We start from the raw sequence: 15,215 nt of genomic DNA on the forward strand, positions 1-15,215 counted from the left end.
TTGAAATTTGTCATCACCCTTCATTTAATTTCCAAATTGAACTTCTTAATGATTTAATTCCGGTATCATTCGACTCAGTACAGTATGTTGCATGTATAATTTCTGAAGATAACAACCTTATGTTAAAGTCAGTAATTATAAATGGTATATTGTTCAATGGAGACCTACTCTTTAAAAAGGTTAATTGCATTGACTTATCGTACTTTCTACCCGACGAACCATACTCAATATAGTCATGAGCTAATAGTTTTTCAAAATCCTCTCTTCGAGCATGCATTAACTGCTTTTCTAAACTTAATATTATATCTTTTAATTCTTTACTCAACTTATCACCCCAGTTGCCTTTTAATTTGCAGTGATACCTTCATGGGATTAAAAAAGTCCATTTGAGAAAAACAGGTTAGTTTTTAGGTAGCCAGTAGGATAGGTTGCTTTTTTTAAATAAAAAAGAGAACGTTCCGTGCTTTCGCTAGGTACCGTTCTCAATATTCATTCAATGACCACTTTTACCATTCAATGATACGCATCTTTAATATTTATAATTTATTCATTTTGAAGTTTTCAGTAGCAAGGAGCGATAGGTCGTTTCAAACAGAAATTCAAACGCCTCCAGATGCTTTTTAGCTTCAAACACATCACGACCCCATGCATAAATGCCATGATTACGCAATAAAATGCCTGGAACCTGATCATTCAGCACGTCTGATACCAGCTTGGCAATCGAGGCGATGTCAGCATAATTTGGCAGTACGGGAATCTGAATGGCGGCATTTTCCTCCCAAATGTTAAAAGCCTTAATGAGCTCGATGCCTTGCACAGGTACAAAGCCCTGCTCACCGTAATATTCGGAAATCAGGTTGTTAAACACGGTATGCACATGAAAAACTGCTCCACAGCCTGTCAGGCGGTAAATTTCGCAATGGATGAGCGTCTCTGCACTTGGCTTGAGCTTTGTGGCTTCTGCTGCTTTCCCGTATTGGTCAACGAACAGAAAATCCTCAGGAGTACGTTTGGTCTTATCCTTGCCGCTAGCGGTGACTGCAAAATAAAATTGTTCTGGGTGAAAATTACCGATTCGGATCGACAGATTACCGCTTGTACCTGGGAACCAGTTGCGAGAGGCGAATAGCTCCTTGACATCAGCGAGTTCTTCTAGTGAACGGCGTTTTTCCTCAAACGAAATGTCTGCCAAGTTAAAACTCATTACAGTACCCCCTGCTCCTGTTTTTGCTTTAAATCCTCGATAATATCGTCAAATGTCTCAAAGGGTACATGCGGTACGCCAAGCTCTTGACACTTTAATGTCAGATGTGAGCGGGAGTACACAAGGTCGGCAATTTTGGCTCCTTCAAAATCCGTCAGGCTGTCTCCAATCAAAATCCGTTCGTATTGCTCGGGAGGGTATTGACGAATGACGGTCGTTTTGCACATGCCACAGTCATTCTTACACGGCTCCTCACACCGATGCGGCCACGTGATCTGGATGTGAGCCCCGGAAAAATCCGCTCCGTTGCAAAAAATGTGATCCTGCGGGATGCCGAACGGTTGTAGCAATGGATCAATAAAAAAATCAATGCCGCCGCTAGTAACGAAAAATTCAATCTGCTGCTCTCGTACAAAGTCCAAAAAGCGTGCAAAGCCCTGACGTATACCCGCTTGTCCAAGTACATATGAGATAACGTCTTCCTTAAGCTCCGAAGGCATCAAGGCGAACATCGCACCTACGCCTTCACGAATGGACATATGCCCGTTCACGATTTGATGCATGATGGGCTCATAGCCCATAGGCTTAAAATGCTTCATAATAGCGACAATATTATCACTGTTCGTAATGGTCCCGTCAAAATCACAAAAAATGACGGGCTTCTTGGCTGTGCTCATCGTTCGCCTCCCCACGTGTCGAGCGCAGATTGCAACTCGGGATGAGTGCGGGCGTATTGGGCCAGCGGGACATTCTGCTGCACCGCCTCAATCGCCTGCACAAAAGCGCGCCCACCAGCTTCCGTACCCAGTGGATGTCCGTGAATACCGCCCCCGGCGTTAACCACCACATCAGTACCAAAGTCGCGTACAATGAGGGGCACCAGACCGGGGTGTATCCCTGCGGAAGGGACAGGCATGCTGGTCTTCAGCGGTAGAGCAGGGGTGATCAGCTCGTCGCGAATCGCCATGTTTTCCTCATGCGGCATTGTCACTGAGCCGTAGGGGGAAGGGAAGAGAACGAGATCAGCACCAGCCAGCCGCATAAGCTGACCAAGCAGGACGGACGCCGATATACCATAATGAGGCGATGGGTATGCAGCACCTGCTAATGAAGGATGGGCTGCAATCGGTACCGAAACGGCGGGATCGCTGCTAAGCTCATGCAGCACATCATAACCATAGGCCAGCACGTTAAATAGTAATGCGTTCGCACCTGCGCCGATAGCCTTGAGGGCTTGCGCTTTGAGCTGCGAGGTTGGACCGGTTAAATTAGCGGCATACAGCAGCTTTTTACCAGTTTCACGTTCAGCCGCTTCGGCAGCTCGGATACAGGCTTCGACACGTTTTTCAATCGGCGTCAGCGCATTTTCAAACAAGATCTCGTCATCTTTGATCAGATCAACGCCGCCGAGAGCCTGACGGGTAAACTGTTCACGCAGTTCGTCCAAATTGAGCCCAATTACGGATTTGAAAATGCTCATGAGCAGAGGCCGATCATACACGCCAAGCTGCTCACGCAAGCCGCTGATACCGAATTTCGGACCTGAAAAAGCAGAGAGGAATGCTTCCGAGAAACCCAGCTTCGTCAGCTTAATTCGGCCGTCCATCGAAATTTTGCCGAAGACCGTAACTAACAATGCGGGAATATCACGGCTGAAATTGACATCCGGGTAAGCGATCGTTAAGTCGGCGTACCGCTCACCGGGACCTCCATCGTGAATATCCACAGATTGAACAGAGCCGAGATGCTTCTGCATCGCATCCCGCTTGGCCTGCGGGAGCTCAGTCCAGCTGCCCACCGTCATGCCGATGGCAATAGATTGGGCCTTTTGCTTAAAATCAGCTTTGTCATCGTATATTCGGTAGGTCGCCAGGCAATAGCTCACTCAATTCCCTCCTTAAGTACAGCTCCCATCTCGCGGGATCGTTCAGCGCAGCGCTGCACCGCCGCAATCACCGTTTCGTAGAAGTCACCTTTGTCCAGTGTTTCCAATGCAGCTACCGTGGAGCCATTAGGAGACATGATTTTATGACGAAGGGCAGAAGGCTCCTCTCCGGTTTGCTGGACCATGCGTGCTGCGCCAAGCGCAGTTTGCACTGTTAGTTCATGCGCTTGTTCAGGAGTCAAGCCACCGCGGATTCCCCCGGCAATCATGGCCTCCATTAAGTAGTAGACATAGGCAGGGCCGCTTCCGGAAATGCCGGTCAGTACATCCATTTTCTCTTCCTCTATAACCGTTACTGTACCTACGGATTCGAACATCGTAAGCACGTTTTTACGTTGAGTTTCGCTGATCTCCTTGGAAAAACTGATGCCTGTGGCTCCCAGTCCAATCGAACTGGATGTGTTGGGCATCGTCCGTGCGATTGGCTGTTTGCGACCAAGCAACGTTTGCATGGTACGAATAGACAACCCGGCGATGACCGAAATGATCAGCTGTTCATCTGACAGAAGGGGACCGAGCTGTCCAAGTGCCCCGGCAGCATCTTTAGGCTTCATGGCAAGCACGATCACTGGAGAATGACGCAGCAGTTCCGTTTTGGCTGCATCCTCAGTTTGGAACAATACTCCGTATTGCTGTTGGAGTTCTTCAAGACGAGCCTGATTACTGCGGTTGATGACGGTAATACCGCCACGTTTAACGACAGAACGATTCGTCATCCCACGAATAATAGCCTCAGCCATTGAACCTGCACCGAAAAACGTAATTTGCTCGTTAATTAACACCTTTGTTTGTGATTCACACATGGATTCATACCTCCAAAGATACGGATTGATTTATGATATTATTCCCTGATTTGTCCAGTACCGTACACGCGGTATTTGGTTGAAGTCAAGGCAGGCAACCCCATAGGGCCGCGGGCATGTAATTTTTGTGTGCTGATTCCGATCTCGGCACCAAATCCAAACTCGAAGCCATCCGTGAAGCGGGTGGATGCATTGTGGTACACGGCTGCCGCGTCCACTTCTTGCAGAAAACGCTCAGCATGAGCTTTATTCTCAGTAACAATACACTCTGAATGCATCGTGCCATACCGGGCAATATGCTCCAGTACTTCGTCCAAATTGTTTACGACTTTTACATTCAAAATGTAATCATTGTACTCAGTGCCATAATCCTCTTCCGTGGCAGAGACAGCCCAAGGAGCTAGTTCTCGTGTCCGTGCACATCCGCGCAGCTCAACCCCAGCATCACGAAAACGTTCAGCCAATCCTGTTAAATGTGCTTGAGCATAATCCGAGTGTACGAGCAGTGTTTCCATCGAGTTGCACACGGACGGTCTTTGTACCTTCGCATTGAGTGTAATCGCTTCGGCCATTTCTACATTCGCTGTAGCGTCCAAGAACGTATGGCATACGCCAGCCCCGGTTTCGATGACAGGCACGGTAGCATTCTGAACAACATTTTGAATGAGTGAACGCCCGCCGCGTGGAATAATTACATCCAGCAAGCCGTTCAAGGTGAGCATTTCGTTGACGGAGGCACGGTCTGAATCTTCAATGAGTTGAAGCGCCTCGCGTGGCACGGCTGTTACGTCTAGCGCCTGCTGGAGCACTTCAATAATCTTGCGGTTGGAGGAAAGAGCAGCCGAACCACCACGCAGCACAACCGGATTACCTGTTTTCAAGCACAGACCCGCAGCATCCACGGTCACATTTGGACGCGCTTCATATATGATGCCGATGACACCCAGCGGTACACGTATTTTCTCAATCCGCAGACCATTTGGACGTTCAATTTGCTCAAGCGTGTCGCCGACCGGATCAGGTAGTGCCGCAATTTGCCGCAATCCTTCAGCAATAGCCCCGATTCGCTCCTCGGTCAGCTTGAGGCGGTCGAGCAGTGATTCGGACGTTCCCAGTTCCCGTCCACGTTTCAGGTCATTATGATTCGCTGCAATCAGCTCTTCTGCATGGTTTACTAGAGCTTCAGCCATAGCAAGCAATGCTTCGTTTTTTTGTGTTGTAGTCAGTCGGTTCATAACCCCGGCACTTTTTTTCGCGAGACTTGCTTTGGTTCGTACTTCGCTGAACTGGTTATCCTCTGTTATCGCTGTGTTTGTCGTTAAATCACTCATATTATGGCCTCCCTACATACATAATGTAATCCATTCATCCCTGTGGATCACCTCAAGCCGATGGATGGGACCAATTTTGCCCACAACCTCACCGCTAGGTAAACCTTGTACCATTTTAAGCTGTTCATCATCATAATTGACGATGCCACGTCCTAATACCTTATTTTCCGGTCCCAGTACCTCAACGACATCTCCAGCATGAAAGCTGCCCTCGACACGTCGTACGCCAACCGGAAGCAGACTATGTCCTCCGTGTACTAACGCTTCTTCGGCCCCTTGGTCTACATGCACTGAGCCCAAAGGGGTGGACATAAATCCAAGCCATTGTTTTTTCATCGGCAGTGAGGAGAGGTGAGTATCAAAATAAGTGCCTGGTCCGTGTCCTTCGACGGCTGCGTCTAGATCACCATTTTCGCTTACCCGTCCCACATATACAGGCACACCGCCGCGTGTAGCCACTTTGGCAGCCTCGATTTTGGATCGCATGCCGCCAGTTCCTACTGCTGATCCAGAACCTCCGGCTAATGCATAAATCTCCTCTGTAATTTCCTCGATACGTTCAAAACGTACAGCGTTTGGATGTTTGCGCGGGTCAGCCGTATATACGCCATCGGTATCCGTAATGATAATCAAATGCTGGGCTTTGACCAGATTGGCAACTAGTGCAGACAGCATATCATTATCGCCGAATTTCAATTCGTCAATCGATACGGTGTCATTTTCGTTAAAAATCGGGATAACCTGCTGGCGCAGCAATTCTTCTACAGTCATTCCGGCATTGTTCATCCGTTTGCGGCTCAGAAAGTCACTACGGGTCAGCAGAACCTGCGCGATTACGAGGTCAAAATTTTTAAAAGCCTGCTCATAGGCTTGCATGAGAAGAGCTTGGCCGACGGCAGCTGCCGCTTGCTTTTCATGCAGCAGTTTGGGCCGAAAGGGATACCCAATCTCCCGAAATCCGGCAGCTACAGCACCTGATGTAACCAGCAGCACTTCATGGCCTTTTGCACGAAGCAAGCTGATTTCCCTAGCAAAATAAGCGATGGCTTCCCGATTCAGACCACCTTCCACTCCAGTCAGGGAGCTACTACCGATTTTAATGACGATACGTGTTGACAAGACGTCCACTTCCTTAATTTTACTCTTTTTAATGCAAAAAAACTTCCATCCTTTGTATGCAAAGGACGAAAGTTTGTGCTTCCGCGGTACCACCTTCATTGATGATTCATGATCATCCCACTTAAAACCTGTTAACGGCAGGGACCGCCTGATTGCGCAGGGCGCTCGGGGATAGGAGTTGGGAGAGAGTCCAGGTAAATTCTTGCAGCCTATCGGAATTTACTCTCTGAACAGGACCGAGTCTCTCTTAATAGTCCCTTCAACGCGCTAAATGATATTGGATACAGAATACCACGAAAAGACTAGGTTTGGCAAAGAAGTTGTAGCTGGAAAATACGGCTTAACCAAACAGGTTTAGCTGGCCAATTCGATCAGCCGCCTCGGCCAGTCGAGCTTCTGAGCTCAGAAGCCCTGCTCGCACATACCCTTCGCCGCCGCTACCGAAGCCGATCCCTGGAGCGACAGCTACCTTGGCTTCACGCAGGAGCAGATCGGCAAAAGAAGCCGAAGTATAGCCCTGCGGCACATGTAACCAGCTGAAGAAGGAGCCGCTTGGGCGCGTCGCCTTCCAGCCTATTTGACCAAGGGCATCATAAAAAGCGTTGCGGCGTGATTCATAGCGAGCAACCAGCTCGGTTACGCATTCCTGTGAGGACGTCAGAGCTGTCGCCGCTGCTGCCTGAATACCTCCAAACAGGCTTACATAAATATGGTCCTGTAGCAAATTAATCAGCGAGATGATCTTGGCATTACCGAGCGCGAAACCAACACGCCAGCCGGCCATGTTGTATGTTTTGGACAAGGTATAGAACTCAATCCCCACATCCTTAGCCCCCTCGGCCTGTAGGAAGCTTACAGGCCGCTTGCCATCGAATCCAATAGCGCCATAGGCAAAATCACTGGCAACCACAATACCGTTACGTAGCGCAAATTCAACCGTATCCTCGTAAAAGGAGAGTGGGGCAGTTGCCGCAGTGGGATTATTCGGATAATTAAGGAACATTAATTTGGCGCGGCGGCGATCTTCTTCGGCAATGGCTTCATAATCAGGCAGAAAACGGTTCTCTTCCTTTAAGGGGAGAAATGACATTTCCGCTTTAGCCAAGGCTACGCCAGACCAGTAATCCGGGTAGCCGGGATCAGGGACGAGACACACATCGCCGGGATTGAGCAAAACTTGCGGTAGCTGAACCAAGCCCGTTTTTCCGCCAAACAGGATGGCGACCTCGCTTTCCGGGTCAAGAGTTACACCGTAGTCCTCCTGATAGCGCTGGACGATGGCTTCTTTGAGAAAGCTGTAGCCGCGGAAAGGAGAATATTTATGATACAGCGGGTTATCCGCTGATTCCTGTAAAGCTTTTACAATATGAGATGGAGTAGGAGTGTCCGGGTTTCCCTGTCCGAGATTAATGACATCATGCCCTGCTGCAATTTCACGGTTTACATTTTGTACAAGTGTGGCAAAAAATTGAGTGGGTAACTGTTTCATGACGTCAGCCGAGGGAATAGAAAAATGAGTCATCAATGTACACGACCTTTTGGAATAGTTTAAGAAACAATCTATCACGATTTTACCGAGTTGTATAGGGGGAATTGAGCTTGTATGGTTGCGTAACCCAGACTAATCGGGCTATGATGGGAGAAAATACCGGACAATGGGACACGGGAAAAGTTCCGGCTCATAGAGAGGATGAAGAACTTTGACGTATCAGGAAGCTCAGCCATTCGGTGTGGCACTTATACAAGCTCATATAGAGATAGGAAATCCTCCCGAAAACCACAATCATATCCGTTCTTTAATGGAACAAGCGGTAAAGGCCGAACAAAAGCCAGATCTGATTGTTCTACCGGAAATGTGGAATACAGGTTATGCCTTGGATCGCATTCATGAGCTGGCGGACGAAGAAGGCACGAAGACTCGGGCATGGATAGCGGCATTTGCCGCCACTTATCAAGTGAATGTAGTAGCAGGGTCGATCGCAGAGAAAAAAAGCGACGGTCATGTATACAATACGATGCTCGTTTTTGACCGTACAGGCAAAGAGGTGGCGTCGTATTCTAAAATTCATCTGTTCCGACTTATGGATGAAGAGAAATATTTACAGCCTGGCGAGGAGAAAGTTGTATTCGCACTGGATGGCGGAATACAGGCTGGGGCGTCAATTTGTTACGATATCCGTTTTCCTGAGCTGGCTCGCAGTCTGGCCCTGTCTGGCGCAAATTTGCTGATCGTACCTGCAGAATGGCCTCATCCCCGGCTTCACCACTGGCGTACCCTGCTGACCGCACGGGCTATTGAAAATCAGATGTATGTCATTGCTTGTAACCGGGTAGGTCGTAGTGGAGATACCGATTTCTTCGGGCATTCGCTCATCATTGATCCATGGGGAGAAATGATTGCCGAGGGCGGAGAGCAGGAGGAGATTCTCACAGGCTCAATTGAGTCTGCCTTGGTTCAGGACGTGCGTGGGCGTATTCCAGTGTTTGAAGATCGGCGTCCCCTGCTGTATGACCGATAGTCAGTATAGAAAGGATAATCCATGCTTAAGGAACGCATTGAATTTTTGTGTAAAAAGAAAAACCTATCCCGTAAAGAGTTAGTAGACGGATTAGTTACACCTGCACATTTTGCGAATATATTGGCTGACCGTTACCCGCTGGCTGAGGATTTAGCTGAGCAAATTGCTGAACGTCTAGGTGTACAATCTTCCTACCTATTACGTGCATCGGCAGAGGATGAGGAGACGCTGGCTACAGCGGATACGATTTTCACAGAGCTGTCCAAGCTGGCTAATCCCGCTACGGAAAGCTATGTGGATCAGTTGGAGGATCGCAACGATTCGCTCGTGGTGGAAATGACGACTTATTTGATGAAGGCTGTTTATTTCCAGCAGCTAAATGACCCAACAGCCTATGAATATTTGCATCAAACCTATTTGAATTTTTATTTGGAGAGGTTTGGTCGCTCGGATGAGGTGGAGTTGCCCGCACCACTAAAAAAAGCAATTTTATTTTATAAAATTCAATATTTCCGCTCTAAAAATCATTATTATGATGTACTAAATAACGTTACGCAGCTCATCCGCCTGGTGGATGAGGGAACCGAAAACTGGCTGAATGCGCAAAACATTATGATGGAGGCCTGCATTCAGGTCAAGCAATTTGATCAGGCCAAACAGGTGTTTGAGCAAACAATGCGCAGGGTATATGATGATCGGCTCTTTCACCGTCTGACGGGCCTGTACGTGACTTATAGCGGATATTGTTTTGCTATGGGTTCTGTACAGGAAGCACTGTTAACGTTGTCTATGGCGGAGGCGAATTTGGTCTATTTGGAAAATGCGGCAGATATGCTTACGACGATCCTGAACAATCGGATTATTATGCTGACGTCGATTGGCGAGCTGGATAAGGCCTTGGAGGAAGTAGTGCGTTTTGAAGCATTGGTGAGTCGGGAGCGAGAGGAAATGCAACAAATGATGCTGCCCGTTACGCTGATATACCGTTGTGAGATTGCATTTACCCGAAAAAACTGGGGACTGCTCTCACAGCATCTGGATCAGCTACGTAAAACTAATCTGACAACGGATCAGCAAATGGGGCTTGATTTTTATGAAAGCCAGCTTGCGCTTGCCCAGGGAAAACAGGATGCTTTTTGGATGCATGCTCTGCAATGTTTGCCTTATTTTGAAACTCTCCAGCATCCAGCGCGGCTTGAGCAACTATATGAAACGCTGGCTGTAGTATCGGAGGACAGTCGTCGCTATAAAGAATCATCAGCGTATTATCGTAAACTGGTCTATCTTTTGCGTAAAAAATAGGCTGAATGCACTCGTTTTTCACAAAACATTCAGATGATCGTGCAAAAGAATGCTCTGAAGTGCGCAAAATTTTGTGCAAACCGCCCCAAAGCTCAAAACTAAACCGACAAAAAACAGTTTAAAGCTGCTGTTTTTTCGGTTTTTTTGTATGCGTCAAAACGTATTGTGGTGTTGGATACCGTCTTCTATACTGAATTCATAAGGTACAACAATACAAAATATGAGGTGCAACCACATGATGAACTTTTTCGGTAAGAAGAAAAAACAGCAGGATGCGATAGAACATGCAGATCAACTGATGAATAAGGGCTTATCCGGATTATTTATGAAAGGTCTGGTCCCCAAAGAGCATCGGGAACAGATCAACCAGAGCTTAAACTCGGCAAGACAAGCTCAAACGGCGGCTAACGGAGGCTTGGCGATGGCAGCAACTGCGGTTGTGATTTCGGTAACAGATACCGGGAAGCTCGTGAATTTTGATCCGATTGTGGTGCTTGTACTAGATGTGACGGAAGTTAGCGGCAATCGATACCAAAAAACGCTGGAAACGCTCGTATCTAAGCTGCAAATTCCGCGACCTGGAGATGTGGTGGGTCTGGGTAGCAATCCGGCAAATCCATCAGAGCTGATTTATATGGGGCTGGTGACAGCGTAAATGATTGGCGGGCGTTTCACCATTCTTGCGAGCACATTTTTTTAAATAAATGATTGAAAAAGGGGTTTTGGAGAATGAAAGGATTTTTGAGTTTGATCGGGGTACTTCTGGTGTTTGGCGTAGGGTTTTCGCCTTTTCTGGCTGAATATTTATGGGATGATCCATTTTTAATTATGGAAGCCCCGTGGTATCGGCCGTTAATTTATACAGGCTTTGCGCTTATATTTCTACCGGGTATTTTAGGTTTGTTTTTTGGTGGCGGTAAAGTCAAGAAGGGTGTTCCGGGGGTTGGAATCATTACAAGTGTTCAACAAACAGGGACTTATGTAAACAATCAGCCGCAGGTAAAGCTCGGGTTGACCGTAACCAAACAGGGTGAAGATAAATATGATACTGCTTTGACGACGATTATTCCTTTGACCTCCATGGCTCAATTTCAGCCAGGCTCGATTATTCCGTTGATCGTATCTGAGAAAGACAAAATGAAGGTGGGTCTTGACCTGAAAGGTCAGGTGTCGCAAATGGATTTGCAAGCGTTAATGAATGAGCAGATGGTCAAGCAGGGCGTATCGCCTGAGCTGATGGAAATTGCCAAAACCGGTGAACAGGCCTATGCAAAGATAATGGATGTCACACCCATGGGTGAAGCGGGGCCCAATAAAATCAAGCTTCAGTTTACACTGACAATAACGAAAAGCAACGGCGAGACATTTAATGTAACCACGCAGAAGGAAGTTTTTTCTTCCCAACTATCCAAACTGCAGCAGGGAAGTATTATAGAGGTGATATATTCGCCTCAAGATCCTTCGAAACTGGTTATTAAAACACAAGTGAGTGAATCCGACGTGCAGCAAGCATTTGGTTCATCCCGATAAAAAAATTGTTGAATCTGTTTCAGATACAGCCCATAGGTGTATTATAATAGTATCCCGACACCAGGAGGTTGATAACGATGGATAACCAAAGTAGATCCGAACTGGCGAATAGGGATGGCCTGTCACGGCCGAGAGGCTTAAATAGACAGGTTGTCGGAAACAACTTTGAAATGGGCTATGATCAGGATAAAAGTCCACCCCATGTAGGGAGACCCTGATCACAACAAGGCGAGGACAGGCACTTTGGGATCACACAGCACATTGGAACTGAGGTAGGACATTCTTGGATACCAAGACTAGAGACCTTAAGGAAAGAAGTGATGCGGGATGGATAAAGTGGAGTTTCCGAGCAAGTGTAGAGTAATCAGGCGAGGCTGACATGGATTTCAAATGAACATGAAATGTGGTTCGTTGAAGACAGAGGGAAGCAATCGCAACAGTGTAATCGAACCCGTGATCTAAATGCCGTATTGAAAGTATAGGGGCGAAGCCCCAGGACCGTCTTCCTCTCTGGCTTGGGCTGGGGAGGAAAACGGTCCTTTTCACGTTCGATGCTACTTTTGAGAAAGTTGCTTGACCGTTTCTCGGAAGGTATCAATAAAAGCTTCGGCAGCTTTAGACAAATAACGTCCGTTCCGGTAAGCAATCGCCAGGGTACGGCTGGGGGTAGGTTCGGCTAGTGGCAGCAATGCTGGAACAAACTCGCTGCTGGCGGCGCGGGCGATAAAACGGGGAACGAGCGTCACTCCCATACCTGTCGCTACGAGCGATTGGAGTGTCTCCATATTGGTGCTTTCAAACACCACATTAGGTTCAAAGCCTGCCTGATGACACAGATCCATCGTCAGCTTGCGAAAGCCTTGCCCTTTTTTCAGGACGACAAAAGGCTCGTCTTTAAGTTCTTCCATGTGCACTGGCTGCGGCTGATTACCGTTTTTACGCAGGGCTAGGGGATGACCTGGAGGAACAGCGAGATCAATCCACTCTTCACCGATGGGTACATAAGAAAGTGTAGGTTCTACTAGGGGAAGAGAGAGCAGGCTGAGATCGGTATCGCCACTTGCCGTTTTTTTCTCCAGATTCATGGATGAATCTTCGACTAACGCGATTTCAATGTCTGGATGAGCCCTCTTGAATACAGGCAGCACATGTGGCAGCAAATGGGAGCCCGTGATAGGCATACTGCCAACGACGACCTTCCCTTTTCGCAACTGAGAGATATCGTCCATTTCCTGTCGGAGCTGTTCCACCGCGTCGACTATTTTTTTTGCCTTTTCCACAAAGCTTGCTCCGGCATGTGTTAGTTCCACCGTGCTGGTGTTGCGTTGAAATAACAGTACCCCAAGCTCTTTTTCCAGTTTGGACAATTGCTGGCTCAACGAAGGCTGAGCGATATGCAGTTTTTCTGCTGCGCGTGAGAAGTTTTTTTCCGCTGCAATTTGCAGGGTGTACTGAAGCTGTCTGAATTCCATCGAATTTCATGCTCCTTATCTTATAAGCTTTTCCTATTACATCATAGACTGATTATACAATAATAAAATTAAATGCCCAATCCTAACGGGTCTCATGTGTCACAAGTTTTATATAAGATGAAGCGTTTTTTCACAAATAGAGTCTTTTAATATAGATAATTAATTCCCTTAACATTCTCCTGATAAAACATAATTAATCTTAGTTCTGGTTGTACAAAAAAAGGTCTGGGAGGAAAATGAATGCTAAAATGTTGGGGGATACATACGAAAAAATCGGTAGCTGCACTCCTAGCGACGATGATGCTAACCGTAAGCGGCGGGACAGCGATGGCAGTCGAGAAGGACACGACAATTAAAAATGTAATTATTCTGATTCCAGACGGCATGGCTAATGACGCTACTGCATTGGCTAGATGGTACAAAGGATCATCCTTAACGTTAGACAGCATGGCAAGCGGGATGGTGCGTACACATTCTGCGGATGCACCGATTGCCGATTCTGCTCCGGCGGGTACAGCTTTTGCCACAGGACATAAATCACATACTGGGTATGTAGGCGTTCTTCCAGATGAAGCAACGATGCCCGGACAGCAACCGATCGCAGCAGGTGACGCCAAAAAGCCTGTAGCTTCCATTCTGGAGGCTTCCAAGCTAGCAGGGAAATCAACCGGAATTATTGCTACTTCGGAGATTATGCATGCGACACCAGCTGATTTTACCGCACATTATCCTGACCGCAAAAATTATGATGCACTCAGCATGCAACAAGCCTACAACGGAGTTGACGTTGTGTTAGGTGGAGGCGGCAAGTTTTTGGAGCCAGCAGGGCGTAAGGACGGCCAAGATTTAATTGCTCAAATTAAAGACCAGGGCTATGATTTTGTCACAACACCTGAAGGGCTGAAAAATTCGACCTCCAGCAAGCTCTGGGGCAGCTTTTCTCCCGAAGCTCTTGCATATGACCTGGATCGCGATGCATCGAAGGAACCTAGCTTGGCAGAAATGACAACGAAAGCCATTGATGTGTTATCCAAAAATGATAAAGGCTTTTTCTTAATGGTAGAGGGCAGTAAAGTGGATTGGGCTGCACATGCTAATGATCCAACGGGAATTATTAGTGACGTGCTTTCATTTGACGATGCAGTGAAGGTTGCTCTTGATTACGCCAAGCAAAACCAAAATACTGTCGTCGTAGCAGTGACAGACCACGGAAACGGTGGGTTGACGATTGGTAGCAGTGATACAACTAGCAATTATGACAAAACGCCTTTAGCTTCTTTTATAGATCCATTGAAAAAAGCGAAGCTGACGGGTGAAGGCTTGGAATCCAAGCTGAATGCAGATCGCAGCAATATTAAAGAGGTGCTTTCCACGTATTTTGGCATCACCGATTTGTCAGACGAAGAAGTAAAAACAATTAAAGATGCCAAAGAAGGCAGCATGAACTATGCCGTCGGACCAATTATTAGCAAACGCGCCAATATTGGCTGGACTACAGGTGGACACACAGGGGGTGATGTCGTGTTGTACACGTACGCGCCGAACGGTGACCGTCCATCCGGTGTCATCGACAATACAGATGTAAATAAGTATATGACACGTGTACTTGGACTGGATTTGGATACAGTCAGCAAGCAACTGTTTGTTCCTGCAAAAGCCGCTTTTGAAGCTAAAGGAGCCAAGTTTACTGCGGACACGAAAGTCATTACGGTGACCAAAGGCAGTAACAAGCTGGAGCTTCCAGTATACAAAAATATTGCTACACTGAATGGTAAAAATTCTACGCTCAACGGTGTAGTCGTATTTAACGGCGTTGATTATTTTGTACCCCAGCAGGCGATTGATTTGATTCAGTGATAAATAGACCTATCGAGAGAAGCTGTTTCTTCTATAACGGAGGAACAGCTTTTTTTGTGTGTAGAGATGAATATGTAGTTTTTAAGGTGAGAATGAAATTGGTTCTCAGAAAATGGGATTTTTTGTGAAACTA

General features: G+C 47.1%; 15 protein-coding genes. 6 read left to right on the forward strand and 9 right to left on the reverse strand.

Going from position 1 to position 15,215, the window contains the following annotated elements:
• Positions 1-13: 13 nt before the first annotated feature.
• The 8 genes from G7035_RS19215 to G7035_RS19250 form a co-directional block, all read right to left on the reverse strand.
• The gene (locus G7035_RS19215; RefSeq protein ID WP_080561183.1) at positions 14-325 is read right to left on the reverse strand and encodes a DUF4440 domain-containing protein; all 312 of its coding nucleotides are present in this window, start codon (positions 323-325) and stop codon (positions 14-16) included.
• Between the two features lie 222 nt (positions 326-547).
• A complete protein-coding gene (locus G7035_RS19220; RefSeq protein ID WP_019687837.1) occupies positions 548-1,204 on the reverse strand; it encodes a methylthioribulose 1-phosphate dehydratase in 657 nt (218 codons plus the stop codon).
• The gene (locus G7035_RS19225) at positions 1,204-1,881 is read right to left on the reverse strand and encodes a 2-hydroxy-3-keto-5-methylthiopentenyl-1-phosphate phosphatase (protein WP_019687836.1); all 678 of its coding nucleotides are present in this window, start codon (positions 1,879-1,881) and stop codon (positions 1,204-1,206) included. The genes G7035_RS19220 and G7035_RS19225 overlap by 1 nt, the downstream gene beginning before the upstream one ends.
• Positions 1,878-3,089 carry a 2,3-diketo-5-methylthiopentyl-1-phosphate enolase gene (locus G7035_RS19230; protein ID WP_019687835.1) on the reverse strand — a complete coding sequence of 404 codons (1,212 nt, stop codon included), beginning with the start codon at positions 3,087-3,089 and terminating at the stop codon, positions 1,878-1,880. Before G7035_RS19230 ends, G7035_RS19225 begins: the two co-directional genes overlap by 4 nt.
• Positions 3,086-3,952 carry a pyrroline-5-carboxylate reductase gene (proC, locus tag G7035_RS19235; RefSeq protein WP_016822162.1) on the reverse strand — a complete coding sequence of 289 codons (867 nt, stop codon included), beginning with the start codon at positions 3,950-3,952 and terminating at the stop codon, positions 3,086-3,088. The genes G7035_RS19230 and proC overlap by 4 nt, the downstream gene beginning before the upstream one ends.
• Before the next feature lie 38 nt (positions 3,953-3,990).
• On the reverse strand, positions 3,991-5,283 hold the full coding sequence (locus G7035_RS19240) for a glutamate-5-semialdehyde dehydrogenase (protein WP_019687834.1): 1,293 nt from the start codon (positions 5,281-5,283) through the stop codon (positions 3,991-3,993).
• Positions 5,284-5,295: 12 nt separating this feature from the next.
• The gene (proB, locus tag G7035_RS19245; protein WP_016822160.1) at positions 5,296-6,501 is read right to left on the reverse strand and encodes a glutamate 5-kinase; all 1,206 of its coding nucleotides are present in this window, start codon (positions 6,499-6,501) and stop codon (positions 5,296-5,298) included.
• A 241-nt stretch (positions 6,502-6,742) separates the two neighbouring features.
• Complete coding sequence (locus tag G7035_RS19250) at positions 6,743-7,924, reverse strand: pyridoxal phosphate-dependent aminotransferase (protein ID WP_019687833.1); 1,182 nt, start codon at positions 7,922-7,924, stop codon at positions 6,743-6,745.
• 178 nt (positions 7,925-8,102) lie between these two features.
• Here G7035_RS19250 and G7035_RS19255 point away from each other — a divergent pair, with 178 nt between their 5' ends.
• The 5 genes from G7035_RS19255 (at position 8,103) to G7035_RS19275 (ending at position 11,971) form a co-directional block, all read left to right on the forward strand.
• Positions 8,103-8,921 carry a carbon-nitrogen family hydrolase gene (locus G7035_RS19255; RefSeq protein ID WP_019687832.1) on the forward strand — a complete coding sequence of 273 codons (819 nt, stop codon included), beginning with the start codon at positions 8,103-8,105 and terminating at the stop codon, positions 8,919-8,921.
• A gap of 21 nt (positions 8,922-8,942) precedes the next feature.
• A complete protein-coding gene (locus G7035_RS19260; RefSeq protein ID WP_019687831.1) occupies positions 8,943-10,223 on the forward strand; it encodes a helix-turn-helix domain-containing protein in 1,281 nt (426 codons plus the stop codon).
• 235 nt (positions 10,224-10,458) lie between these two features.
• On the forward strand, positions 10,459-10,878 hold the full coding sequence (locus tag G7035_RS19265) for a hypothetical protein (RefSeq protein ID WP_016822155.1): 420 nt from the start codon (positions 10,459-10,461) through the stop codon (positions 10,876-10,878).
• Between the two features lie 74 nt (positions 10,879-10,952).
• Positions 10,953-11,753, forward strand: coding sequence for a DUF3592 domain-containing protein (locus tag G7035_RS19270; RefSeq protein WP_017427572.1), 801 nt, complete (start codon positions 10,953-10,955; stop codon positions 11,751-11,753).
• Between the two features lie 77 nt (positions 11,754-11,830).
• On the forward strand, positions 11,831-11,971 hold the full coding sequence (locus G7035_RS19275; protein ID WP_016822153.1) for a hypothetical protein: 141 nt from the start codon (positions 11,831-11,833) through the stop codon (positions 11,969-11,971).
• 336 nt (positions 11,972-12,307) lie between these two features.
• On the opposite strand, the gene G7035_RS19280 is transcribed toward G7035_RS19275, so the two are convergent.
• On the reverse strand, positions 12,308-13,225 hold the full coding sequence (locus G7035_RS19280) for a LysR family transcriptional regulator (RefSeq protein ID WP_019687830.1): 918 nt from the start codon (positions 13,223-13,225) through the stop codon (positions 12,308-12,310).
• A gap of 240 nt (positions 13,226-13,465) precedes the next feature.
• On the opposite strand from G7035_RS19280, the gene G7035_RS19285 reads away from it, so the two are divergent.
• Positions 13,466-15,082 (forward strand): alkaline phosphatase, encoded by a 1,617-nt coding sequence (locus G7035_RS19285; RefSeq protein WP_019687829.1) that lies wholly within the window; start codon positions 13,466-13,468, stop codon positions 15,080-15,082.
• Positions 15,083-15,215: the final 133 nt, after the last annotated feature.

The sequence above is a fragment of the Paenibacillus polymyxa genome, assembly GCF_015710975.1.
GTDB lineage: Bacteria > Bacillota > Bacilli > Paenibacillales > Paenibacillaceae > Paenibacillus > Paenibacillus polymyxa.